This window comes from Bradyrhizobium elkanii WSM2783 (assembly GCF_000472865.1).
In the GTDB taxonomy this organism is placed as follows: domain Bacteria; phylum Pseudomonadota; class Alphaproteobacteria; order Rhizobiales; family Xanthobacteraceae; genus Bradyrhizobium; species Bradyrhizobium elkanii_A.
This window is the reverse complement of the sequence record NZ_AXAP01000005.1, coordinates 122,688-144,639: the sequence shown is the minus strand read 5'-3', so window position 1 is coordinate 144,639 and position 21,952 is coordinate 122,688. Positions and strand designations below refer to the sequence as shown.

Sequence of the window (21,952 nt, the reverse complement as noted above, 5' to 3'; positions counted from 1 at the left end):
GGAGAGGTCGGATCGCATCGTGAGATGCGATCCGGGTGAGGGGGATGAGCTCCATCGAGGAACCGTAACCCCTCACCCGGCGCTACGCGCCGACCTCTCCCTATGGGAGAGGTGAACAACCGCGGTCACGCCGATTCAAACAATACTCATCATGCGCTAGCCGAGCGAATTCTCTGTCGACAACAGACCGGTGAAGAGGGGACGAACGTAGAGCCGAACTGCGTTCTCCGCCGTGATCGCTGGTGTCCACCGCTCCAACTCCGATGCAGCATTGACCATCGTCGACACGAGCTGCGCGGCAATGGAGGCGTCGAGCACGCGAACCTGACCCTGTTCCATTCCTTCGACGATGAACCTGCCGAAGCGTTCGGTGAGGCGGTTGAGCCCGGCCTGGGCATCCTTGCGCTGGCCGAGCGGGAGCGCACCCCAGGCGGTGATCCGCAGCAGGGGTCCCTGATCGGACAGTTGAAAGCGGACGAGTTCCCGCGCGCTCGTGCAGAGGCGGGCCCAGCCGGAGGGGCTGCGCTCGATGGCGAGCGACTGCATCCTCCGCACCACGTCAAAGGTTCGCTCGAAGCAGGCGATGATCAATTCGTCCTTGCTCGCGTAGTGATGATAGAACGATCCCTTGGTCAGGTTGAGGCTGCTCGCGATCCGCTCCAGCGATGCGCCGCGATAGCCCTGTTCGTTCACCATCATGGTGGCCGCGCGCAAGAAGGCCTCTGGAACGACATCCCGTGCGGTCGCGGCTCGCGGCCAACCGAGCTCGGGCGCTGCGCCTTCCCGCCAGGACTTGGGCGATCGGGCAAGGCCATCGATCAGGATCGCAGACATCCGTTCAGCCGCTGGCCGATAGTCGGACGGCTCATAGCGTGAGATCCACGCCCGCATCATATTAACGAGCGACAGCAGGAGGTGGGTCCGGGCATTTCGCGACAGGCGATCGTCCGCCGACTCGCCGGCGGGAAGGAGCGAGCGCACGCTGCGGAACAGATCGTTGTAGGCGTCGAATACGCGACGCGCATGAGATCCGGTCAATGCGCGGATATCGTTGAAGAACACCAGCTCGTCCCGCGCGCCGGTGGCGATCTCCGCCAACAGATCGGCATAGCCGCATACGTAGCTGCGGAGTCTGTCTTCCGGCCGGTTCTCCCGTGCCGCGTCGAGGACCACGGTTTTGGTTGTCTCTATCGCCGCAAGCAGACAGGCCGCCGCGAGATCCTCCTTGCGGCGATAGTAATAGGTGATGCTGTGGGTCAGCAGCCCGACATCCCCAGCGATCTCGGCAAGGGTGGCACCCTTCAGGCCATCGCGGTTGAAGAGGCGCGCCGAGGTTCCGATGATCGCCTCGCGCCGCTTCAGGTATTTTTGCGTGTACGCAGCCGGATCACCGCGCCGCGTCGACCTCTCGGACGGCATTATTGTGCGGCCATGTCGTGCAGGTGGCAGGCGACGGCCCGACCGGCACCGAGGTCGCGCAGCGCAGGATCCTCGTGTCGGCAGCGATCCATCGCAAGCGGACAGCGCGTATGGAAGCGGCAGCCGGACGGCGGATTCATCGCGCTCGGCACCTCGCCCGAGACCGGAACGCGCTTGCGGGTAGCCTCGACCACGGGATCGGCGACCGGCACGGCCGCCAACAGCGCCTGGGTATAAGGATGGAGGGGCTTCCGATAGATCTCGTCCCGCGCCGCGATCTCGACGATCCTGCCAAGGTACATCACCGCGATGCGGTCACTGACGTGGCGGACCACGGCAAGGTCGTGGGCGATGAAGAGGTAGGCCATTCCGAGCCGCTGCTGCAGCTCGACGAAGACGTTCACGACCTGCGCCTGGATCGACACGTCAAGCGCGGAGACTGGCTCATCGCAGATAATCAGCGCGGGCTCGAGCGCCAGCGCGCGCGCGATGCCGATCCGCTGTCGCTGGCCGCCGGAGAATTCGTGTGGAAAGCGGTCGGCCATGTCAGGCAGCAGCCCGACCGTCCGCATCAGTTGCGCGATCCGTTGATCAAAAGCCTTTCTGTCGTTCGCGAGGCCATGAACCTCGAGCGGTTCGCCGATGATGTCGCGGACCTTCATGCGCGGATTGAGCGATCCGAAGGGGTCCTGATAGACCATCTGCATGCGCCGGCGCAGCGGACGCAGGCTGGACTTATCGAAATGGGTGATGTCCTTGCCCTCGAACTCGATGCGCCCCCCAGACGGCTCCAGCATCCGCAGGATTGCAAGGCCCGTTGTCGACTTTCCGCAACCGCTTTCGCCGACAAGGCCAAGCGTTTCGCCGCGCTTCAACTGGAACGAGACGCCGTCGACGGCCTTTACCGTCGCCACTTGCTTGCGGAACACCGCGCCTTTGTGCACGGGAAAGTGCACCTGCAGATCGTCGACGCGGAGGAGGACATCGGCCTCAGACATGTGCAGGTGTCTCCAGCCAGCAGGCGATTTGGTGTTGCGGTCCGATTTCGGAAAGCGCCGGCCGCTCGCGGTGGCAAAGGTCGGTAGCCTGCTTGCAACGCGGCGCGAACGCGCATCCTGTCGGGAGCCGGGCGAGGTTGGGCGGCTGTCCGTCGATCGGCACCAGACGCTTATTGGTGTCGCCGTCGAGCCGCGGCACCGATGCCATCAGGCCACGCGTATAAGGGTGGCGGGGATTGGCGTAAAGCTCGCGCGCGGGCGCCTGTTCCACCACGCGCCCCGCATACATCACGACGACCCGGTCGGCATAGCGTGCGACCACTCCGAGGTCGTGCGTGATCAGGATCAGCGAGCAGCGAGAACCTTGCGCGAGATCCTTCAACAGGTCGAGGATCTGCGCCTGAACCGTGACGTCGAGCGCCGTGGTCGGCTCGTCCGCGATGATCAGCCGCGGCTCGCAGGCCAGCGCCATCGCGATCATGGCGCGCTGGCGCATGCCGCCCGAGAACTGATGCGGATAGGCGCGGAGCCGCGATTCCGTATCCGACATCCGCACCCGGCCGAGCAGTTGTTTCGCGGTACCAAGCGCTGCATCCCAGGGCTTGCGTCGATGGACATTGATCGGTTCGGCAACCTGCAATCCCACCGTGAGCACCGGGTTGAGCGAGCTCATCGGCTCCTGGAAGATCATGGCGATTCGGTTGCCACGAATCTCCATGATCTCGCGCTCGGAAAGCTTGGTGAGATCGGTGCCTTCGAACAGTATCTCGCCGCTTTCGATCCGGCCGGGCGGCGAGGGAATCAGGCGCAGGATCGACAGCGCGGTCACGCTTTTGCCTGAGCCCGACTCGCCGACAACAGCCACCGTTTCTCCCACGCCGACATCGAAGGAGACATCATCGACGGCAGTTACCGCTCCCCGGCCGCGACCGAACCGGGTCACGAGGTTGCGTACGCTGAGGAGAGGTTTGGCTGCCGCCGTCATTGCGAGGCCTCTAGTAACCAAGCTTCTTCTTGAGATCCTGATCGATCCAGAGTCGAGCATGGATCGGACCGGGTCGTTCGGAGCCGACGCGCAGTTCGCCGCCATAGTTCTTCACCCACGGCCACCATGCCGTATAGAAGTAGTCGACGGGCAGCCAGATATAGGGGGCCTTGTCTACGATCTCGCGCGTGAGCGCCTTGATCATCTCCTGGCGCTTGGACTCGTCGCGCTCCAGGTAGGCTTCATTCATCTTCTTGTCGAATTCGGGATCGGAGTATTGCGACGGATTCCAGGTCTGCTTGGTGACGAAGCTCTTGCGGATCGACGTCGTGGGATTGGTGTGGCCGTTGCGCATGAAATAGCCGGCGGCGTTGGTCTTCGTCGTCATGGCGGAGAGGAAGGCGCCATATTCCATCGGCTGGATCTCCAGCTTGACACCCACTTTCTCCAGATAGGCCGCAACCAGTGGCAATAGATCCATGTGATCCGGCGAGCAGGAACAGACCTGGACCTTGAAGGAGAAGCCGTTGGGATATCCGGCTTCCTTCAGCAAGGCCTTCGCCTTGTCCGGATTGTAGGTGAAGAGCTCCTTCACGCTGTCGGGCATACTTTCCAGTGGCTCGTAGTAGCCGATGTAATCCGGATGCATGGGATAGGCGAACAGTTCGGCATTGCCATTATAGTAGGAAGCCACGATCTCCTTCTTGTTGACCGCCATGTTCAGCGCGCGCCGCACGCGAATGTCGTCGAACGGCTTGGTGTCGACGCGCATGGCGAGGAAGGTGCCGCCGGTGCCGAGCGAACGCGACCACTGCAATTGGGGCGCACTCTTCTTCAATTCGTCTACGGCGGTCCATCTGATCGCTTCGAGAAGGTCGAGCTTGGCCGTGCGCAGCGCGGTGAGGAACGTGGCCTCGTCCTTGATGGTGCGATAGACGATCTTGTCGACGAACGGGAGCTTGTACTCCTGGCCGGCGATCTTTTCCTTGTCCCAGTAGACCGGGTTCTTCGAGAATGTGACGGCGTTGCCCTGGATGTAGTCCGTCAGCATGAACGGGCCGGTGCCGTTGGCGTTCTTCCAGTTGCCGGCGCCGGCGTCGACCACTTCCTTCGGCACGATGCCGGAATAGTAGCCCCGGCCGAAACGGTAATCCCACTCGGCGTGATAGTTGTTGAAGGTAAAGACAACCGTGTGCGGGTCCGTCGCCTCGACTTTCTGCACATGATCGAAATAGGTCGGGACCTTCTTCGGGCTCTTGTCGAGGCGGTAGTAGCTTTGCACGACGTCGTCGGCGACGAGCTCGCGCGAGGCCATCACGCCGGGCTTTTCGGGAAACATCACGCCCTTGCGGAGCTTGACCTCGACGCGGAGCGGATTTTCCTTCCATTCCCAGCTTTCCGCGAGTTCGCCCTTGACGGCGTCGCTCGGCAGCCAGGCGTCTGGCACGAAGCTGTATTTGCCGCCGTTGCGCTTTGCCTTGGAAAGGTCGCCGACAAAGAGCTGCTCGTACATCAGCCCGGTGTCCTGCTGGAATTTCCAGGTCCAGTCGGCGGGATCCCACGATAGCGGCGACAGCGTCACGTAGACCATGCCGATGTTGAGCGTGCCGCCGACTTGCGGCTTTTCGTCCGCCAGGGCAGGCGACTGGGACAGGCCAAGCGTAGCTGCGATGGCCAAACCTCGCGCGAGACTGCCGAACGTCGTCTTCCGATTCATATTTCTCTCCCTCCTCTTTGTTTGTTTTGTATGCCCGCCTTCTATCGCGACCCGCGCATGCGCGGGTCGAGCAGATCGCGCAGGGCATCGCCAAAGACGTTGGTGGCATAGACCACGATGGTCAGGCAGAGGCCCGGCGCCAGCGCCAGCCATGGACCCTGGAACATGTAGGTTCGGCCGCTGCCCGACAGCAGTCCGCCCCAGGTCGGCGCCGGCGGCGGAACGCCAAGCCCGAGGAACGACAGTCCGGACTCGACGAGGATCACGGCGCCGACGCGGGTGGTGAACAGCACGATGATCGGCGGCATGATGTTGGGCAGGATATGCCGCCAGAGGATGCGGCCGGTGGAGGCGCCGATCGACTGGCTGGCGTGCACATACATGTGCTCGCGCACGGAGACGACGGCGCCACGGATGATGCGCGAACCGGCGATGCCGAAGGCAAGGCTCAACACGCCGATGATTTGCGGCATGCCCGGACCGACCACGGAGACGACAGCGATCAGGATCACGAGTTCGGGAAAGGACATGTAGGCATCGACGCATCGCTGCGTGATCAGATCGAAGCGGCCGCCGAGATAGCCCGTCAGTGCGCCGATCAGCACCGAGATCACGGTTGCAAGGAACGCGGCCGAGAAACCGATGATCACCGAAAGGCGGGCGCCATACAGGCAGCGCGAGAACAGGTCCCGGCCGAGATTGTCGGTGCCGAAGAGATGCGCCCAGGACGGCGGCTTGAGCCGCTGTATGGGATTGATCTCGTTGAAGCCATAGGGCGCCAGCACATCCGCGAACAGGCCGGCAAAGACGAACAGCAGAAAGATGATCCCGGCCGCGGCACCAAACGGCTTCTCGCGGAACAGGCGGCCCAGAAACTGCAGCGCCGGGTTGCGTCTCGTCTCCTGGCCGACGGAGGGATTGGCCTGTTCGATCGCCGTCATCTGGTCCTCACTCGCGGATCGAGCAGTCCGTAGCTGAGGTCGACCATGAGGTTGATGAGCATCACTGCGAGTCCCACCGTCAAGAACACGCCGGTGACGATCGGGTAGTCTCGCTGATTCACCGCCTCGAGCAGGAGAAGCCCCATGCCGGGGATGACGAAGATCTGCTCGATGATGATGGCGCCGCCGATCAGCAGGGGGGCCTGGAGACCCACCAGCGTAATCACCGGGATGAGCGCGTTGCGCAAGGCGTGGCGCATGATGACGAGGCGTTGGTTGAGACCCTTGGCGCGGGCGGTGCGGATGTAGTCCTGGCGCAGCACCTCCAGCATCATGGTGCGCGTCATGCGCATCGTGACGGCCGACAAGCTCGCGCCGAGAACCATGGCCGGCACGATGATCTGCTTGAGATTCTGGATCGGGTCGTCGGCGAACTTCACATAGTTCACTTCGGGCGACCAGCCCCACCAGATCGATGGGAACACCATCACCATGGTGCCCATCCAGAAGCTCGGCACGGCCAGTAAAAGAATCGAAAACGAGCGCGCGACGAAATCTCCCACCGTGTCCTGCCGGACGGCGGAGTAGACGCCGATCGGCAGCGCGATCACGAGACCCACCGCGAGCGCGATGACGCCGAGCTCAAAGGTGACGGGCAGGCGCTGCAGGACGAGTTCCAGGACCGGAGTCGATTGCCAGAGCGAGCGGCCGAAATCGCCTTTCAAGATGCCGGCGATCCAGATCAGGTATTGTTCGGCCATGGGCTTGTCGAGGCCGAGCGCTTGAACGAGCTGCTCGCGGCTCAGCTTGTCGGCCGCCAGATCGTTCTGGCTCAGCATCATGTCGATCACGTCGCCCGGAATCATCCGTACCGTGGCGAACACGATCAGACTCGCAAACAGCAGCGTGGGGATCAGCGCCAGCAGCCGGCGCACAATGTAGCCGTACAAGGGCCTACCCGCTGATCGTAGCAGCCATCAAGCATGCCGAAAGTTCGAAAAGAGTGTTCGCTGGCTTCACCTTGCAGTCCTCCCTCTTGCAATCGGTCTGTTGCCGATTTTTCGTGAGGAGAAATTTGCCGCTCAGCTTGCGTTGCAACGCGGCAATTTCTGTCGTTTCCTCACTATTGATTGGATCGTATCACCGGTCGGCGCGCTTGCAACAGCCTTCGTCGAGCGGCGGCTGCTTCCAAGCTCGCTGGCAGCTAACATACTCGTTTTTTGAAAATGCAGATGCGGCTCGTGGCCGCAGTGTGACTCGATCAGGAAGGGTGAAGAAGAGGTCCTACGAGCGAGCGTTACTCCTCACGCGCGCCACCGGGCGCGCCCTTGGCGCGACCGGTTGGCGGGCTCTCGCGATCGGAGAGGGGGAGGCTTGCTATGCGCAACCGATCCGATCGGCTCGGATCATGCTGTTGCGCGGAATATCGCCGCGGCTACTCCGCGGCTTCCGCGCCGCGTGGCTCGTCCTTCCGCTCGAAAGGCGACTGCAGCACGAGCATCGTCTGCGGTGGCCGGGCGATCTGGATGTTGAGCTCGTGGAAGCGCTTCTTCATCCGCCGGTAGAACTCACGCTGCACCGGCCAGCGTCCGGAGTCCGTGCATTGGATCTGCCCGACGATGGTCGTCATGGTGGCATCGACCTTGTCGACGCCCCAGAGGTCGAGATCGCCGCGGATCATGTGCTGGAATGCGGGATCCTTGCGCAGCTCGGCGCCGATCTCCTTCAGCACGGCGCCGACGCGATCGGGATCTTCCTTGTAATCCACGTTGACACTGACCGAGGCATTGCCGATGCCGCGGTTGGTGTTGGTGACTGATGTCACCGAGCTGAACGGGATGATGTGTACGGAGCCGTCGCCGGCGCGCAGCCGGATGGTGCGGATCGAGAGATTCTCGACAACACCGGACAGGCCCGACACGGTGACGAACTCGCCGACCTGCATTGCGTTCTCGAGCAGGAGGAACAGCCCGGTGATGACGTCCTGCACCAGTTTCTGCGAGCCGAAGCCGATGGCGATGCCGACGATGCCGGCGCCGGCGAGCAGCGGGGCGATGTTGACGCCGAGCTGGCTCAGCGCCGTCAGCGCGACGACGGTGAGGATGATCGACAGCAGCGTCGTGCGCAGCATCGGCAGGAAGGTGCGCATCCGCGCCGCGCGGGCGTAGCGTCCTTCGCGCGACAGCTGCAGCAGATGCTGCTCGACAGCGGCATTGACCGCTTCCCAGATCGCAAGCGCAACCACGCCGGCGATCGCGACCGTGATCAGCGCCGATAGCAGGCGTCCGCCGATATGGTCGCTGGTGAACCATGCCGCCGCATCCAGGCCCCAGACCTCGAGCAGCGCGATCACGGTGATGACAGCGATGACGCCTGAGACGATGCTGCGCAATGCCGGGAAATACCGGTTGGCGCGTGCTTCGAGGCCCGGAAACTGGCGGGTGAACTCCGGGCTAATGCGGAACACGCGGTCCAGTGCCGCCATCATCGCGATCGACGCCAGCCGCGCGATCAGGAGCACGGCGATGCTGGCGACGAAATAGCGGAACAGCAGCGCATAGCCGTTCTGCACCCGCAGCGCCCACACGGTCCATAGCGCGAGGTCGAGGACGATCGCGAGAATGTGCCAGACGTCGGCGAAACGGTTGCGCATCACCACGAGCGGGCCGCGCGCGCCCTCCGGCGCCCGGATCCAGTCGGCGACGCTGCGGCGGCATTGCAGGATGATGACGACCACGAACAGGTGCACCACCAGCATCACCAGCCGGACCACCGCGTGATAGGCCGGGCGGTACAGGCCGAGCAGCAGCGCGATGTTGGCGAGGGCGATGCCGAACACCGTGAAGGCGACGATCCGCCGCCACCAGATGTCGAGATAGGCGGCGGCCTCGTCGCGGATGATGAACAGGCTAGGCTGGCTGGAGACCGGCGACATCACCGCCGCGGTGACGGCGAGGATGCTGCGGTAGATCACGTAAGCATTGACCATTGCCAGGATCACGACGCGCGGCGTCGGCGCCCGGCCGATGTCGGTTGCGAGCAGGAGATTGCCGATCGCCGCGAAGCAGACCACCGGCAGCAGGTCCAGGAACAGCCGCGCCAATGCAAAGGGAAGCCGGATGGCGAGTTGCCAGGCGTAGGTGAGCGTTGCATGCCAGCGCCGGACCGGCTGCGTTTCGTTGGCCGCACTCGGATCCCGTACGGTATCGATATGCCGCGCGCGCAATGGAATGTAGCGGTCGATGGCGTTGAGCGGACGCCGGATCGCGCGGCGGATGATCCATTCCGCCATGAAAGCGCAGGCGATGACGAGCACGAGCCGCCACGCTGTGTCGAGCAGCATCTGCTGCATGTACGGATTGGTGGTGAGATTGACCAGCCAGCCCCAGATCATCGGAAAATCGGACACCGCGCGGGCCGCGGTGGCGAGCTGGTCCGAGACGTCGCCGAACCAGTCCGAGACTTCGGCGAGAAGCTGGACGCCGAGATTGTCGGCGAAAGCTGGGGATGAGGCCGAAGAGGGCGGCTGCGCGGGCGCACCGGAGGACGACGCCTTCGCAATGGTCTGCAGCGTCTGGATGAGCTGAGCCCGCTTCTGGTCGTCCTGCAGGATATCCAGCGTCGCTTGCGCCTGCGCCGCTGCTGACGGCTGCGGCGGAGGCGGCGGCGACGTGTTCGGGATCATCATCTGCGCTCGCGCAGGCGACATCAGCAGCAGACAGGTGAGCGCAATCGTGATGAGTCGGAGACAGTTGCTCGGCATGAAAACGCTGCGATGATGAGGGGTGGCGGGAATCGCGTGTATTTAACGCGGGTACGGCCATAGTTTGGCATGCCTGTGACAGGCGGCTCACTACCTGCCAATGCATAGAGCGTTTTCGAGCGAAGCATGCCCTCGGACTTGATCCGAGGGTGGACACCGGTTCGCGTGAAGAAAACGCGTCAAAGCAAGAATCTAGAGCTTCGGTTCTGATGCGATCAGAACCGAAAACGCTCTAGTCACAAGATGTTCCAGTACCCCTACGAAAATGCCGCTGCAGAAAGCCCTGCCACTACGCCGCCCCGAGCGTAGTTCCGTAGACGACGCCTTTTTCCTTCAGCCAACGCCGGTATACCACGGAGGACGCATCCGCCCGGGTCGGGATTTCCGCGCGCGGTTCCAGCGGCAGCAGCCGCGGGCGCTGGTTTTCCAGGATGATGCGGTCCTGCAGGAAGATCATCTGCTGGAACTGGATGAGATCGGCGAGTTCTGAGGTGTCGTCGATCAGGAACCCCACCGGGTGGGCGCGGCAATGGTCGGGGTCGAGCGGCTGTACGAACAGGCAGATCACGTCCCAGCGATCGGCGGCATTCGGGCAGGTCTTGTAGAGCAGCGTCGCGAAGGGGGCGGCGACCCGGTAGATATATTGCGTGACAATGCCATCGCTTGCCGATAGCGCCGCCTGCGGCTGGAAGAATTCGCAGTCGGTGGCCCAGACTTCGTCGACGTCGCGGCGGATCTCCGTCGTGTAGTGGCGCACCTCGGTGTGCGGCTCGGCGCCGAGGATGTCGGTGTGGACGAACGGGAAATGCGCCATGTCCAGGAAGTTCTCGACGATGCGCAGGCCCGAAGCGTGCACCGAGACCGCGCCGCAGACGATATGCCGCCGGTCCGCTTCGTCAGCTTCGGGAAGCGGCAACACGTCGCGATCGGGCTTTCCGAGCGTGGTCCAGAGGTAGCCGTAACGCTCGCGTACCGGCAGCGGATCGTCGCGGTCTTCCGCCGAGACGACGACCGCGCCATCTGCGTCGCGGAGCGTGGTCAGCTCAACGCCGAGCAGCCGATTGCGCCGCGGCGATGCCGGGATGTCGCTGAGCGCATCCAGCACATACCACTGGTTCAGCGTGCCGGGGTCGATGTTGCCGTTCATGGTGCAAGCTCCGCTTCGTTGCGGTGGGGCTATTGCCGGTAGATTCGTTGCATGATCTTCGCGTGATCCGCAAGCGAGGCCTCGACGTCGTGATGCACAAATTCTCCGCGGCGGATGATGTTGCGGCCGTTGATGAAGGAATAGTCCACCTTGAACGGGCCGCACATGATCATCGCCGCGAGCGGATCGCGCTGGGTGCCGGAGAGCCCGAGCTGGTTCAATCTGATCGCGATGAAATCCGCGCTCATGCCGGGCGCGAGATAGCCGATATCGTCGCGGCCGAGCAGTCTGGCGCCGCCGCGCGTCGCCATGTCCAGCGCCTCGCGTGCGGACAGCGCCTTCGGGCTGCCGCCGAACCCGCCGCGGCCGCCCGGCGCCTCGGAGAGATAGCGGTGCGGCGCGACCCGCTGCAGCATCTGCGCCAATCGCGCCTCGAGGAAGAGGTTCGAGGTGTCGTTGGAGGCGGAGCCGTCGACGCCGAGCCCGCAGGTGACGCCGGCGTCACGCATCTCGCGGATTTTTGCGATCCCCTGGCCGCACCGCATGTTGGCGGAGGGGCAATGCACCATGCCGGTGCCGGTCTCGGCGAAGGTCTTGATCTCGTTGCTGTCGAGGAAGATGGCGTGCGCGAACCAGACGTCCGGCCCCAGCCAGTCGACCGAGCCGGCGAATTCCACCGGCCGCATGCCGTAGATATCGCGGCAATAAACCTCTTCGTCGAGGTCTTCGGCGAGATGCGCGTGCAGGTGCACGGCCTTGTGGCCGCGTGCAAGCTGAGCGGCTTCCTTCATCAGGCCCGGTGTCACCGAGAAGGGCGAGCAGGGCGCGAGCACGATCCGGCTCATCGCGTGCCGGCTCGGGTCGTGATAGGTCTGGATCAGCCGCTCGGCGTCTTTCAGGATATCCTCTTCCTTCTCGACGCAATTGTCCGGCGGCAGTCCGCCCTGGCTCTTGCCGCGGGACATCGCGCCGCGCGCGGCGTGGAAGCGCAGGCCCAGCTCCTGCGCCGCCTGGATCGTGCTGTCGAGCCGGACATTATTGGGCTGGATATAGAGATGGTCGGAGCTGGTGGTGCAGCCCGAGGCGATCAATTCGGCCATCGCGACGCGAGCGGAGACATAGATCGCCTCGTCATCGAGCTCGGCCCAGATCGGATAGAGCGTGGTCAGCCAGACGAACAATTCATCGTCCTGCACCATCACCCGTGTCAGGTTCTGGTACATGTGATGATGGGTGTTGACCATGCCGGGCATCACCAGGTGGCCGGAAAGATCGAGTACCTCGTCAGCGGCAAGATGCGCCAGCTCCGCATTGCTGCCGACCGCTTCGATCACATTGTCGCGCACGAACAGCGCGCCGCCTTTGATCTCGCGATTGGCGTCGTCGAACGTCGCGAGGTGATCGATGTTCTTGACAAGCAGCGTCGACATAAGCTCACCGCAGGTCACGATAATAGGGAATGCCGAGCGCGGCGGGTGCGGCCATCGCCTGGCGCATGCGATGCCAGGCGACCACGGGAACGACGATGAAGGCGATGGTGCCGAGATAGGGCAGCATCGAGAGCACGGGCGCGGCGATCGGCCAGTTGCGCGCCTGCCCTACGAAGCCGAGCGAGGTGATGACACCGAACAGCAGCGCCGCCAGCACCGCATTCAGCGGGCGGTAGCCGGCAAAGATCACGAGCGCCACCGCGATCCAGCCGCGCCCGGCGACGACGCCTTCCGACCAGGACGGCACGAAGGCGAGCGTGAGATAGGCGCCGGCGCCGGCAGCGAGCGCCGCGCCCGCGGTCACATACCAGAAGCGGATCCGTTGCACGGCGATCCCTGCCGCATCGGCCGCTGCCGGGTTCTCGCCGACGGCGCGCAAGTTGAGGCCGTGGCGCGTGCGGAACATCAGAAAGTGCAGCATCACCGGCAGGATGATGTAGATCAGGTAGACCAGCACATTCTGCGTGAACAGCACCTGGCCGATCAGCGGGATCGAGCTGAGATAGGGGATCTCGACGCCGGTGAACGTCGCCGGCGCCGGGATTCCGGAATAGGCCTTGCCGACGGTCGCGGCAAAGCCCGTGCCCATCAAGGTCAATGCGAGGCCGCACAGCACCTGGTTGGCGCGCAGATAGACCGTGATCGCGGCAAACACCATGCCGACCATAAACCCAACCGCGAGCGCCAGCGCGAAACCGGCGGTTGGACTCCTGGTCGTGACGACGGCGGCAATCCCCGATATCGCGCCGAGCGCCATCAATCCTTCGACACCGAGATTGACCACGCCGACACGCTCGGCCAGCACCTCGCCGAGCGCGGCCAGCGCCAGCACCCCGCCGGCGAGCAGAGAGGTGTGCAGGATGCCCGCGATCAGATCCATCTTCAGGCCTCCGCCGGTTTGCTGCTGACGATGCGGAAATGCGCGAGTTCGTCGCCGACAGCGGTGAAGAACAGGATGAGCCCGGTGATGGCGAGTACAGTTGAGGTGTTAATGCCCTGGGTCTGCAGGATAATGCCGGAATTGAGGATCACGGCCATCAGCGCCGCACCGGCGATAACGCCGATGCAGGAGCCGCGTGCCAGCACCGCGACCATGATGCCGAGATAGCCGAAATTGTTTGAGATGCCGCCCTGCAGGCGATGCACGGTGCCGGCGACCTCGAGCATGCCGGCGATGCCTGCGATCGCGCCGGAGAGCAGCATCACCACGATCAAATGGCGACGGAACGGCATGCCGGCATATTTGGCGGCCTGCGGGTTCGAGCCCGCGATCCGTACCTCATAGCCCCAACGCGTGAAGCTGAAGGCGGCGGCCGTGATCACGGCCAAGAGGATCGCGATCGGAAAGCCCCAATGCACCATGCCGATGAATTCGGGGATGTCGTGCTTCAGCCGCGCGGTGGTCCCGAGCGCATGCCCGCCGGGATCGAGCCAAGGGCCGGTCGCGACATAGTAGACCAGCAGCGTGGCGACGAAGTTGAGCAGCAGCGTCGTGATCAGCTCGCTGACATCGGCATAGGCGCGCGCAAGCGTCGGGATCAAAATCCAGAGCAGCCCGCCGAGCGCGCCGGCGACGAACATCAGCGGCAGCATCACGATGGTGGGACCGGGGATGAACAGCGCCACGCCGGTCGCGGCAAAGGCGCCGGCATAGAACTGTCCCTCCGCGCCGATATTCCAGGCGCCGATACGAAGCGCGACCGCAACAGAAAGCCCGGTGAGGATCAGCGGCGTCACCAGCAGGCCGACGTCCTCAAGGCCGAAACCGGAGCCGAAGGTCGATTTCAACACCTGCTGCGCCAGCTTGAGCGGCTGCGCGCCGCTGGCCGCGAGCAGGAGGCCGGCGGTGACGAGCGCCAGCAGGATCGCAATCGCACGCGCCGCAAGCGCGATGGCAGGCGAGGCCGATGGCAGGCGTTGCAAACGGATTGCCATCGTCAATGCACCATCGCAGCCGCGCGCACCGGTATGGCCGCGCGCTGGCCGCCCATCATCAGGCCGATCTGTTCGATATCGGCGCCTGCGCTATCGACAATGCCCATGATCTCGCCGTGGAACATCACCGCAATGCGGTCGGAGAGGTTGAGCAGTTCCTCGAGCTCTTCCGAGATCACGACGATGCCGACGCCGGCATCGCGCAGCTCGACGAAATAGCGCATCATGGTGTTGATTGCGCCGACGTCGAGGCCGCGGCTCGGATAGGCGGCGACGAGAAGCTTGGTCGCGATCCGCATCTCGCGCCGCGCCACGAAACGCTGCTGATTGCCGCCGGAGAGGTTGCGGATCGGCATCGAATAGTTCGGCACCATCACGGCAGCGGCTTCCGCTATCTTGCGCGCCAGCGCCGCTGCCGCGCGCGGCCGGTACCACGGTCCGAGCGAGACCGGCGCGCGGTCATATTCCCGGATCACCGCGTTGTCGGTGACGCTGAGCGCGGGTGCCAGTCCGCTGCGCAGCCGGTCTTCCGGGATATGTCCGACGCCGAAATCGGAGAAGTCAGCAGCATCAGCGGTGGAGACATCGCGTCCGCCGAGCGTGATCTGTCCGGAGCTGGCCGCGCGCATTCCGGTCAGGAGTTCGCTCAACTCTTTCTGCCCATTGCCGGCCACTCCTGCGATACCGAGGATCTCCCCGCCCGCGATATCAAGCGAAACCTTGTTCAGTACGACATGGCCGGTGCTGTCCCGTGCCGTTACCTCGCGCAAGCTGACGACCGGCTCGTTGGCTTTGGCGACTGCGTTCGGTCCCCGTGCGCGTAAATCGTCGAGCACGATCTCGTGCCCAACCATCAATTTCGCCAGCATCTTTTCGCTGCAGGCGCCGGTCGGTTCGGTCGCCACCTTGCGGCCGCCGCGCAGCACGGTGATGCGGTCGGAAATCTCCAGCACCTCGTCCAGCTTGTGGCTGATGAAGATCACGGCGTTGCCGCGCGCGACGAATTCCTTCAGCGCCTTGAACAATTCGCGCGCTTCCGACGGCGTCAGCACAGCGGTCGGCTCGTCCAGGATCAGCACACGCGCTTTGCGCGCGAGCACGCGCAAGATCTCGACCCGCTGCTGCTCGCCGGTCGAGAGTTCGTCGATCCGCGCGCCCGGGCGGACCGCGAGATTGAGCGAGGCCGAGAGCTGCGCGGTGCGCGCTTCCAGTTCCTGCGCGCTGATCCTGCGCGGCGTTTCCGACCAGCCGAGGTGGATGTTCTCGGCGACGGTGAAGGCGCGCACCAATTTGAAATGCTGATGCACCATGCCGATCCCGGCCGCGATCGCCTCAACCGGCGAGGCAAAGCTTTTCAGGTAGCCGTCGATGACGATCTCCCCGGCATCGGGCTGGTAGATGCCGGTCAGGACATTCATCAAGGTGGATTTCCCGGCGCCGTTCTCACCCAGCAGTGCGTGGATCTCGCCGGGCCATACTTCGAGGTCCACGTCCTGATTGGCAACGACGCCGGGAAAATACTTGGCGATGCCCCGGAGCTGTACGAGTGGCGGCGTGCCGGGAGGACGTTCGGTGACACCGGGCATCGCCATCACGGTCAGCTTCAGAGCCCGGAGATGCCGGCGATCGGCCAATCCCAGTTGTAGAGCTCGGTCTCGCTCATGCGCTTGCCACTGGCGACTTTCACATTGCCCTTGGCGTCCTTGATCTCGCCGACGAAAGGCGACCAGCCGCCGAGGATCTTTTCGCGCACCGCGTCGGCCTGCTTGCGCATATCCTCCGGCACGCTCTCGCCCCAGGCGTCGCGGTCGACGCCGGCGCCCATCGGCAGGATGGTGCTGGAGGGCGTCCAGGTGCCTTCGAGCCGCTTCTTCACCTCGCCGACATAGTATTGCTTGAAGTCGATGACGATCGAGCTGATGTAGGCCTTCGGCCCGTAGCGGCGGATGTCGGTGTTCCACATCACCGCCTTGGCGCCGCGCTTCTCGGCGACCTGCAGATAGCCGGCCTCGTCCATGATGCCGAACAGGAGGTCGCAGCCATTGTCGAGCAGCGCCGTGCCGGCCTGCGTCGCGGCCTGCGGATCGAACCAGGAATTGATGGTGATGACCTGCATGGTCGCGTTCGGATTGACCGAGCGCGCGCCCATCAGGAACGCGTTGGTGCCGGAGAACACCGAAGGCACTGGGAAGGATGCGACATAGCCGAGCTTGCCGCTCTTGCTCATCAGGCCGGCGGCAACGCCGGTGACATAGGTCGGGTACCAGTGCGCGACATAATAGGTGCTGAGATTGTCGAGCGGGTTGCGGCCGTCGCATTCGTAGAACGCGACCTTCGGCGAGCGCTTCGCCACGTCGTAGAGGAAGTCGCCATAGTTCGAAGTCGCGAACACCATGCAGGCATTCTCGGAGACGAACTGCCGGTAAGTGCGCGTCGCATCGGCGGAGTAGGGGATGCTCTCCACGAACACGGTCTTCACTTGCGGGAACGCAGCCTTCACCGCCTTCATCCCCTGGTCGTGACTCCAGGTCCAGCCTTCATCGGTGACGGGACCGGTGTGGCCGAAGGCGATCACGGCGTCCTTCTCGGCGATCGCCGGCAGCGGTGCCGCGGCATGCGCGGAGCGGATCAGGCCCGGCGGCAGCAGGAGCGAGGAGCCGGCGGCGGCGCCGAGGTTCAGGAAGCGCCGGCGGGACAGATGGCGGAGGTCTGACATGGTTGAGCTAAGCCTCGTGTTGGAGCCCGTGTACTCTTGCGGATCGTTGCCGTGGCCAAGACCAGCCGGAAACTCCGGGCAATGCCGATCGTCGACACAGCGTGTCGGCGCTCTGTTACCGAAAGATTTCCGTAGCAAGGTCCATGCCGCAGCACGCGCATCGGCGGCATCACCGGCCCATCCCGCACGCTTGCGCATAGTCAGCGTGTCTGTCGTGGGCTGTTTCGCATAGGCGCTTTTTTTCGATTGCGGTGATCGCGCTAGCGCAACATCGTTCGGCAACGATGCCTTAAAAAACAAGCAGATCGCTGCTTCTCTGCTCAAAGGATATGCATGGGCAATCTTTCCGCTTGCCCTGATCGCGGCACGCTCGAATAAATCGAACCACAGGGATGTGAGCGCATGCAGGGAGCCACCGTTATCGTCTTCGCTGGGCAGTTTCGCGTCGACAGCTTCGTCGAGTTCGTCAACCACCGCGCGCAGCGGTTGCAGCTCGACGCGGTGGTGGAGACGGCGACGCCTGATTGCATCGAGGTGGCGGTTTCAGGACAGCCGGCGCTGGTCGATGCGTTCGAGATGGCGTGCAGCCTCGGGCCGATCGACTGCCTGGTGCGGGATGTCTGGCGGAAAAATGCCTCGGCGTAAGTCTTGCACCCCGTTTGGAGCTTGGTGATGGAGATGGGCTGATGGAAACAGGCTGGTATCCGGTCGCGCTGGCGGAGGGGCTGGAGCGTGGCACGTCCACCGGCGCGCGGCTGTTCGGCCGCGAGCTTGTGGTCTGGCGCGACAGCGCGGGCGCTTCGCATGTCTGGGAAGATCGCTGCCCGCATCGGGGCATGCGCTTGAGTTTCGGTTTTGTGCGGGACAATCATATTGTCTGCCTCTATCACGGCTGGCAGTACGATACGGCGGCGCAATGCCGCTATATTCCGGCGCATCCCGATCTTGCCGTCCCCAGCACGATCCGGGTTGCAACCTATCCGTCGATCGAACGGCTCGGCATTGTCTGGGCCTATAACGAGCTCGACAGCGGTGCGCCGCAGGACATCGGGTTTGCCGAGCGCGCGCCGGTGACACCGGTGCGCAGCCTCTATGTCGATGCTTCGGCAGCCAAGGTGTTCGACGCGCTCGTTCTCGCCGAATGCCCATCGCTCAAGAATGCCGGCGGCGCGACGCAGCGGTCGCGCACCGATGCGCTGGTCTCGCTGAAGCGCGGCGGCGACGAAATTCTGGTCGCGGTGCAGCCGCTATCCGATGTGGAAGCCGCACTTCACATCGTCATTGCCGGACCGCCGGACGTCCATTCCGGCGATAGCCAGAAGCGCGTCTCCGCCTGGGGTGAAGCCTTGCGACGTGAGATCGAAGGAGCGGCGCGGCCCACCGGCGAAGTGCATCACGGGGTGGCGCCGTGAGCGAGATTTCTCTCTACGACTTCGAGCTCGACGAAAATTGCTACAAGGTGCGGCTGTTCCTGTCCGTGCTCGGATTGTCCTACCGCAAGGTCCCGGTCAACATGGTGCCGGGTCGTGAACATCTCGCGCCTGCGCTGATGGCACTCAATCCGCGCGGCAGCCTGCCGATCCTCACGAACAGCGATTTCGTGCTGAGCGAAGCGGAAGCGATCATGACCTATCTCGCCCGCGCCCATGACAACGGTAACGCGTGGCTGCCCGCCGAACCGAAGGCGCGCGGCCTGGTCGCGATGTGGCTGCAATTTGCCAGCCGCGATCTCCATGCCGCCTTTCTCGCACGACGGCTGGCGATGTTCGACGAGCCCGGTGACGAGGTGGCCTTAGGCTTTGCCGCGCGGAGCGCCTTCCGCCTGATGGAGGATCACATGACGGCACGCGAATTCGATCGCGCCGCCTGGTTCGTCGGCGACAATCCATCGCTCGCCGATCTCGCGCTGTTCCCGGCAATCGCGCTGAGCCGCGATTTCGGCGTCGAACATGAGGCCTATCCGGCGCTGCGGCGCTGGATGCGCCGCGTGCGGACTACCCCGGGGTTCGTTACCATGCCGGGCATTCCCGACTATTATTGAGGCCGATCACGCACCCGCAACGTAAGAGGCCGCCATGACAAGGCTCACCCGCTTCTCCGTCCAGCCGCTCCACACCATGACCCGCCGTCTCGCCGACGTCGCGTCGGGACGGGCGGCGCCCGATCTCGTCATCACGGGCGCGCGCGTGCTCTCGACTTATTCGGAGCGGATCATCGACAACAGGGAGATCTGGATTGCAGGCGGGCGGATCGCCGCGGTGAAGCCGGCCGGCGCGCACAAGGCTGCCGGGGGCGACGCCGCGATCAAGGACGTTGCTGGCTGCATCATCGCGCCAGGGCTGGTCGATCCGCACATCCATATCGAATCCTCGATGGTGACGGCCTGCGCCTATGCCGAAGCGGCCCTGCTCAACGGCACCACGACGATCTTCTGCGACAGCCATGAGATCGGCAATGTGATGGACGTCGCCGGCGTCGAGGCGATGCTGGAGGATGCGCGCGAGGCACCGCTCTCGATCTTCCTGACCGTGCCGAGCACGGTGCCCGCCACCTCGCCGGAACTCGAGACCGCCGGCGGCGATCTCACCGCGGAGAAGATCGCCGGCCTGTTCGACCGCTGGCCAGAGGCGGTGGCGCTCGGCGAGAAGATGGATTTCGTCCCCGTGACGCTCGGCGACGAGCGCAGCCACGCGATCCTTGCCGCGGCGCTCAAGCGCGGACGGCCGGTGTCGGGCCATGTCTATGGCCGTGAATTCGTCGCGGCCTATGCCGCGAGCGGTGTCACCGACACGCACGAGGCGATCGACCGCGACATCGCCGACGATCTCTTGGAAGCCGGCGTCTGGATCTTCCTGCGCGGCGGTCCGCCGACCACGCCGTGGCATTCGCTGCCGCAGGCGATCCGCACCATCACCGAACTCGGCGCGTCGCATAAGCGCGTCGCCGTCTGCACCGACGATCGCGATGCCGACGATCTCCTGCAATTCGGTCTCGACTGGGTGGTGCGCGAGGCCGTCAAAGCCGGCATGTCGCCGGAACAGGCATGGTCGATGGGGTCGCTGCACGGCGCCACGCGCTTCGGTGCCGAGGGCGAGATCGGCGGCCTCGGCGGCGGGCGGCGCGCCGACCTGGTGCTGCTCGACGACTCGCTCAAGCCGCGCGCCACCTGGTATGGCGGCGAATGCGTGGTCGAGAACGGCAAGATCACGCCACTGCTCGATGCCGCTTTGTCGAAGCGCTACCGCTATCCGCAAGCCGCTTATTCGACGGTGAAATTGCCTGACGAGGTGAAGCTGACGCCGGTGCTGCCGACCGAGGTCTGCACCGTCAATGCTATCAGAACCGCGCTGCCCGGCATCACCCTGATCCACGACCGCATCACGATCGAGCCCGCCAATGACTGGCAGCCGCTGTTCGAGCGCTACGGCCTCTGTTTCGTCACTGTCGTGGAACGCCACGGCAAATCGGCCGGCAATGTTGCCCACGGTCTCCTCAAGGATTTCGGTCTCAAGCACGGCGCGGTGGCATCGAGTGTGGGGCATGACAGCCACAACGTCATCATTGCCGGCACCAACGAAGATGACATGCAGGTCGCGCTTGCTGCGATCAGGGATCATCAAGGCGGCGTCTGCGTCGTTGCCGACGGCAAGGTGAAGGCGATGGTGCCGCTGCCGATCGCGGGCCTGCTCTCGGACAAGCGGGTGACCGAGGTCGCCGAACAGGTGCAGAAACTCAAGGTGGCATGGCAGGAAGCCGGCTGCACCATTCCCTATATGGGCTTCAACCTGATCCCGCTGTCGGTGATCCCCGAAATCCGCATCACCGACAAGGGGCTGGTGCTGGTGCCGGAAATGCGGCTCGCGCCGCTGTTCGAGTAGCAGATGGATCCACACCGGCTCGGCCTGATCTCGACGCGCCTGCATTATTTCCAGCTCGTCGCCCAGCTCGGCTCGATCCGGCAGGCCGCGCGCGTGCTCAATGTCGCGCCGTCCTCGATCAGTCGCGTGATCGGTCAGCTCGAGGACGAACTGCAGACGCCGCTGTTCGAGCGCATCCGCCAGCGGCTGAAACTCACCAGCGCCGGCGAAATCCTGCTCTACCGCACGCGCGCCAGCCAGGGCGAGATGACGCGCGCCTACACCGAGATCACCGACCTCCAGGGTCTTCGTCGCGGCACTGTTACGGTGGCGGTGGTGGAGAGCATCGCGCGCGGGTTGTTGCTCGACGTGATGTCGACGTTCTGGGAGAGCTATCCGGCGATCACCGTCGACATCAAGGTGATGGGATCGGAACATGCGTTCGACGCGGTGGCCGACGGCGAATGCGACATCGGCATCGCTTTCGACATCAAGACGCCGCGCAACGCGCAGCGGCTCGCCGGCACGGTGCTGAATATGGGGGCGCTGATGCATCCCGGGCACCGGCTCGCCGGCCGCAGCGAGCTCAGGCTGTTCGATCTCGCGGGCGAGCGCGTCGTGCTGTCGGATGCCAGCCTCTCGCTCGGGGCGTCGATCGAGGACGCGCTGAACGGCTCATCGATCGATTTCGGGCGCCGCGCGCTGACCAACTCGATCACGGTCATGGCCGATCTTGCCATGCGCGGCAACGGCGTCGCGTTGCAGACGCGCATCGGCGTTCAGCGCGAGATCAGGAGCGGGGCGCTGGTGTTCGTGCCGCTGCGCGATCCCAAATTGCGGCCACGAAAGCTGGTGCTGCTGTCGCGCGCCAAGTCCGGCATGTCGGAAGCGGCCTCGAGCCTCGCCACCATGCTGACGCGGGCGATCGAGGGCCTGTCCGGCGGCTGAGACATGTTGCGCATGGCGCATCAGGCTGGTGAGAAA

Annotated in this window: 19 protein-coding genes; 6 read left to right on the top strand and 13 right to left on the bottom strand. The window is 64.3% G+C overall.

The genetic code is table 11. From position 1 onward, the window contains the following. Positions 1-156 precede the first annotated feature (156 nt). Genes YY7_RS0107380 through YY7_RS0107355 form a run of 6 tightly spaced genes read right to left on the bottom strand, consistent with a single transcriptional unit; the run spans position 157 to position 7,010 of the window. Positions 157-1,419, bottom strand: a complete 1,263-nt coding sequence (locus YY7_RS0107380; RefSeq protein ID WP_028162683.1) for a TetR/AcrR family transcriptional regulator — start codon at positions 1,417-1,419, stop codon at positions 157-159. Next, on the bottom strand, positions 1,419-2,417 hold the full coding sequence (locus YY7_RS0107375) for an ABC transporter ATP-binding protein (protein WP_028162682.1): 999 nt from the start codon (positions 2,415-2,417) through the stop codon (positions 1,419-1,421). Before YY7_RS0107375 ends, YY7_RS0107380 begins: the two co-directional genes overlap by 1 nt. Then, positions 2,410-3,402 carry an ABC transporter ATP-binding protein gene (locus YY7_RS0107370; RefSeq protein WP_028162681.1) on the bottom strand — a complete coding sequence of 331 codons (993 nt, stop codon included), beginning with the start codon at positions 3,400-3,402 and terminating at the stop codon, positions 2,410-2,412. Before YY7_RS0107370 ends, YY7_RS0107375 begins: the two co-directional genes overlap by 8 nt. 10 nt (positions 3,403-3,412) lie before the next feature. Further along, complete coding sequence (locus tag YY7_RS0107365; RefSeq protein WP_028162680.1) at positions 3,413-5,119, bottom strand: ABC transporter substrate-binding protein; 1,707 nt, start codon at positions 5,117-5,119, stop codon at positions 3,413-3,415. A gap of 41 nt (positions 5,120-5,160) precedes the next feature. After that, positions 5,161-6,060 carry an ABC transporter permease gene (locus tag YY7_RS0107360; protein WP_080663615.1) on the bottom strand — a complete coding sequence of 300 codons (900 nt, stop codon included), beginning with the start codon at positions 6,058-6,060 and terminating at the stop codon, positions 5,161-5,163. After that, complete coding sequence (locus tag YY7_RS0107355) at positions 6,057-7,010, bottom strand: ABC transporter permease (RefSeq protein WP_028162678.1); 954 nt, start codon at positions 7,008-7,010, stop codon at positions 6,057-6,059. Before YY7_RS0107355 ends, YY7_RS0107360 begins: the two co-directional genes overlap by 4 nt. A 100-nt stretch (positions 7,011-7,110) precedes the next feature. Here YY7_RS0107355 and YY7_RS60120 point away from each other — a divergent pair, with 100 nt between their 5' ends. Beyond that, on the top strand, positions 7,111-7,284 hold the full coding sequence (locus YY7_RS60120; RefSeq protein WP_155255071.1) for a hypothetical protein: 174 nt from the start codon (positions 7,111-7,113) through the stop codon (positions 7,282-7,284). Between the two features lie 211 nt (positions 7,285-7,495). Here the strand turns inward: YY7_RS60120 and YY7_RS50955 are convergent, their stop codons facing one another. From YY7_RS50955 to YY7_RS0107320, 7 genes are all read right to left on the bottom strand, one after another. Further along, entirely contained in the window at positions 7,496-9,823 is a 2,328-nt protein-coding gene (locus YY7_RS50955) for a mechanosensitive ion channel domain-containing protein (RefSeq protein ID WP_051396579.1), read from the bottom strand. 289 nt (positions 9,824-10,112) lie between these two features. Next, positions 10,113-10,970 carry an aromatic ring-hydroxylating oxygenase subunit alpha gene (locus YY7_RS0107345; RefSeq protein ID WP_028162677.1) on the bottom strand — a complete coding sequence of 286 codons (858 nt, stop codon included), beginning with the start codon at positions 10,968-10,970 and terminating at the stop codon, positions 10,113-10,115. Between the two features lie 29 nt (positions 10,971-10,999). Then, positions 11,000-12,400 carry an 8-oxoguanine deaminase gene (locus YY7_RS0107340; RefSeq protein ID WP_028162676.1) on the bottom strand — a complete coding sequence of 467 codons (1,401 nt, stop codon included), beginning with the start codon at positions 12,398-12,400 and terminating at the stop codon, positions 11,000-11,002. 4 nt (positions 12,401-12,404) lie between these two features. After that, positions 12,405-13,340, bottom strand: coding sequence for an ABC transporter permease (locus YY7_RS0107335; RefSeq protein WP_028162675.1), 936 nt, complete (start codon positions 13,338-13,340; stop codon positions 12,405-12,407). A gap of 2 nt (positions 13,341-13,342) precedes the next feature. Further along, entirely contained in the window at positions 13,343-14,395 is a 1,053-nt protein-coding gene (locus tag YY7_RS0107330; RefSeq protein ID WP_028162674.1) for an ABC transporter permease, read from the bottom strand. Positions 14,396-14,397: 2 nt separating this feature from the next. After that, positions 14,398-15,987 carry an ABC transporter ATP-binding protein gene (locus YY7_RS0107325; RefSeq protein ID WP_051396588.1) on the bottom strand — a complete coding sequence of 530 codons (1,590 nt, stop codon included), beginning with the start codon at positions 15,985-15,987 and terminating at the stop codon, positions 14,398-14,400. A gap of 11 nt (positions 15,988-15,998) precedes the next feature. Next, positions 15,999-17,111: a BMP family ABC transporter substrate-binding protein gene (locus tag YY7_RS0107320; RefSeq protein ID WP_028162672.1), complete on the bottom strand. Its 1,113-nt coding sequence runs from the start codon at positions 17,109-17,111 to the stop codon at positions 15,999-16,001. Positions 17,112-17,513: 402 nt separating this feature from the next. Between YY7_RS0107320 and YY7_RS0107315 the strand changes: the two genes are divergently transcribed. Genes YY7_RS0107315 through YY7_RS0107295 form a run of 5 tightly spaced genes read left to right on the top strand, consistent with a single transcriptional unit; the run spans position 17,514 to position 21,916 of the window. After that, positions 17,514-17,756 (top strand): hypothetical protein, encoded by a 243-nt coding sequence (locus YY7_RS0107315; RefSeq protein ID WP_035689493.1) that lies wholly within the window; start codon positions 17,514-17,516, stop codon positions 17,754-17,756. A 41-nt stretch (positions 17,757-17,797) separates the two neighbouring features. Next, positions 17,798-18,523: a Rieske 2Fe-2S domain-containing protein gene (locus YY7_RS0107310; RefSeq protein WP_028162670.1), complete on the top strand. Its 726-nt coding sequence runs from the start codon at positions 17,798-17,800 to the stop codon at positions 18,521-18,523. Further along, the gene (locus tag YY7_RS0107305) at positions 18,520-19,152 is read left to right on the top strand and encodes a glutathione S-transferase family protein (protein WP_028162669.1); all 633 of its coding nucleotides are present in this window, start codon (positions 18,520-18,522) and stop codon (positions 19,150-19,152) included. Before YY7_RS0107310 ends, YY7_RS0107305 begins: the two co-directional genes overlap by 4 nt. Positions 19,153-19,186: 34 nt before the next feature. Beyond that, positions 19,187-20,989, top strand: coding sequence for an adenine deaminase (locus tag YY7_RS0107300; protein WP_028162668.1), 1,803 nt, complete (start codon positions 19,187-19,189; stop codon positions 20,987-20,989). 3 nt (positions 20,990-20,992) lie between these two features. After that, a complete protein-coding gene (locus YY7_RS0107295) occupies positions 20,993-21,916 on the top strand; it encodes a LysR family transcriptional regulator (protein ID WP_028162667.1) in 924 nt (307 codons plus the stop codon). The last annotated feature ends 36 nt before the right edge of the window (positions 21,917-21,952 follow it).

Excerpts from the sequence above, each read along its gene's own strand:
- YY7_RS0107360 (WP_080663615.1), bottom strand. The coding sequence starts at position 6,060 with ATGACGGCGATCGAACAGGCCAATCCCTCCGTCGGCCAGGAGACGAGA.
- YY7_RS50955 (WP_051396579.1), bottom strand. The coding sequence starts at position 9,823 with ATGCCGAGCAACTGTCTCCGACTCATCACGATTGCGCTCACCTGTCTG.
- YY7_RS0107365 (WP_028162680.1), bottom strand. The coding sequence starts at position 5,119 with ATGAATCGGAAGACGACGTTCGGCAGTCTCGCGCGAGGTTTGGCCATC.
- YY7_RS0107310 (WP_028162670.1), top strand. The coding sequence starts at position 17,798 with ATGGAAACAGGCTGGTATCCGGTCGCGCTGGCGGAGGGGCTGGAGCGT.
- YY7_RS0107300 (WP_028162668.1), top strand. The coding sequence starts at position 19,187 with ATGACAAGGCTCACCCGCTTCTCCGTCCAGCCGCTCCACACCATGACC.
- YY7_RS0107325 (WP_051396588.1), bottom strand. The coding sequence starts at position 15,987 with ATGGCGATGCCCGGTGTCACCGAACGTCCTCCCGGCACGCCGCCACTC.
- YY7_RS0107295 (WP_028162667.1), top strand. The coding sequence starts at position 20,993 with ATGGATCCACACCGGCTCGGCCTGATCTCGACGCGCCTGCATTATTTC.
- YY7_RS0107370 (WP_028162681.1), bottom strand. The coding sequence starts at position 3,402 with ATGACGGCGGCAGCCAAACCTCTCCTCAGCGTACGCAACCTCGTGACC.
- YY7_RS0107330 (WP_028162674.1), bottom strand. The coding sequence starts at position 14,395 with ATGGCAATCCGTTTGCAACGCCTGCCATCGGCCTCGCCTGCCATCGCG.
- YY7_RS0107315 (WP_035689493.1), top strand. The coding sequence starts at position 17,514 with ATGCAGGGAGCCACCGTTATCGTCTTCGCTGGGCAGTTTCGCGTCGAC.
- YY7_RS0107335 (WP_028162675.1), bottom strand. The coding sequence starts at position 13,340 with ATGGATCTGATCGCGGGCATCCTGCACACCTCTCTGCTCGCCGGCGGG.
- YY7_RS0107380 (WP_028162683.1), bottom strand. The coding sequence starts at position 1,419 with ATGCCGTCCGAGAGGTCGACGCGGCGCGGTGATCCGGCTGCGTACACG.
- YY7_RS0107320 (WP_028162672.1), bottom strand. The coding sequence starts at position 17,111 with ATGTCAGACCTCCGCCATCTGTCCCGCCGGCGCTTCCTGAACCTCGGC.
- YY7_RS0107375 (WP_028162682.1), bottom strand. The coding sequence starts at position 2,417 with ATGTCTGAGGCCGATGTCCTCCTCCGCGTCGACGATCTGCAGGTGCAC.
- YY7_RS0107340 (WP_028162676.1), bottom strand. The coding sequence starts at position 12,400 with ATGTCGACGCTGCTTGTCAAGAACATCGATCACCTCGCGACGTTCGAC.
- YY7_RS0107345 (WP_028162677.1), bottom strand. The coding sequence starts at position 10,970 with ATGAACGGCAACATCGACCCCGGCACGCTGAACCAGTGGTATGTGCTG.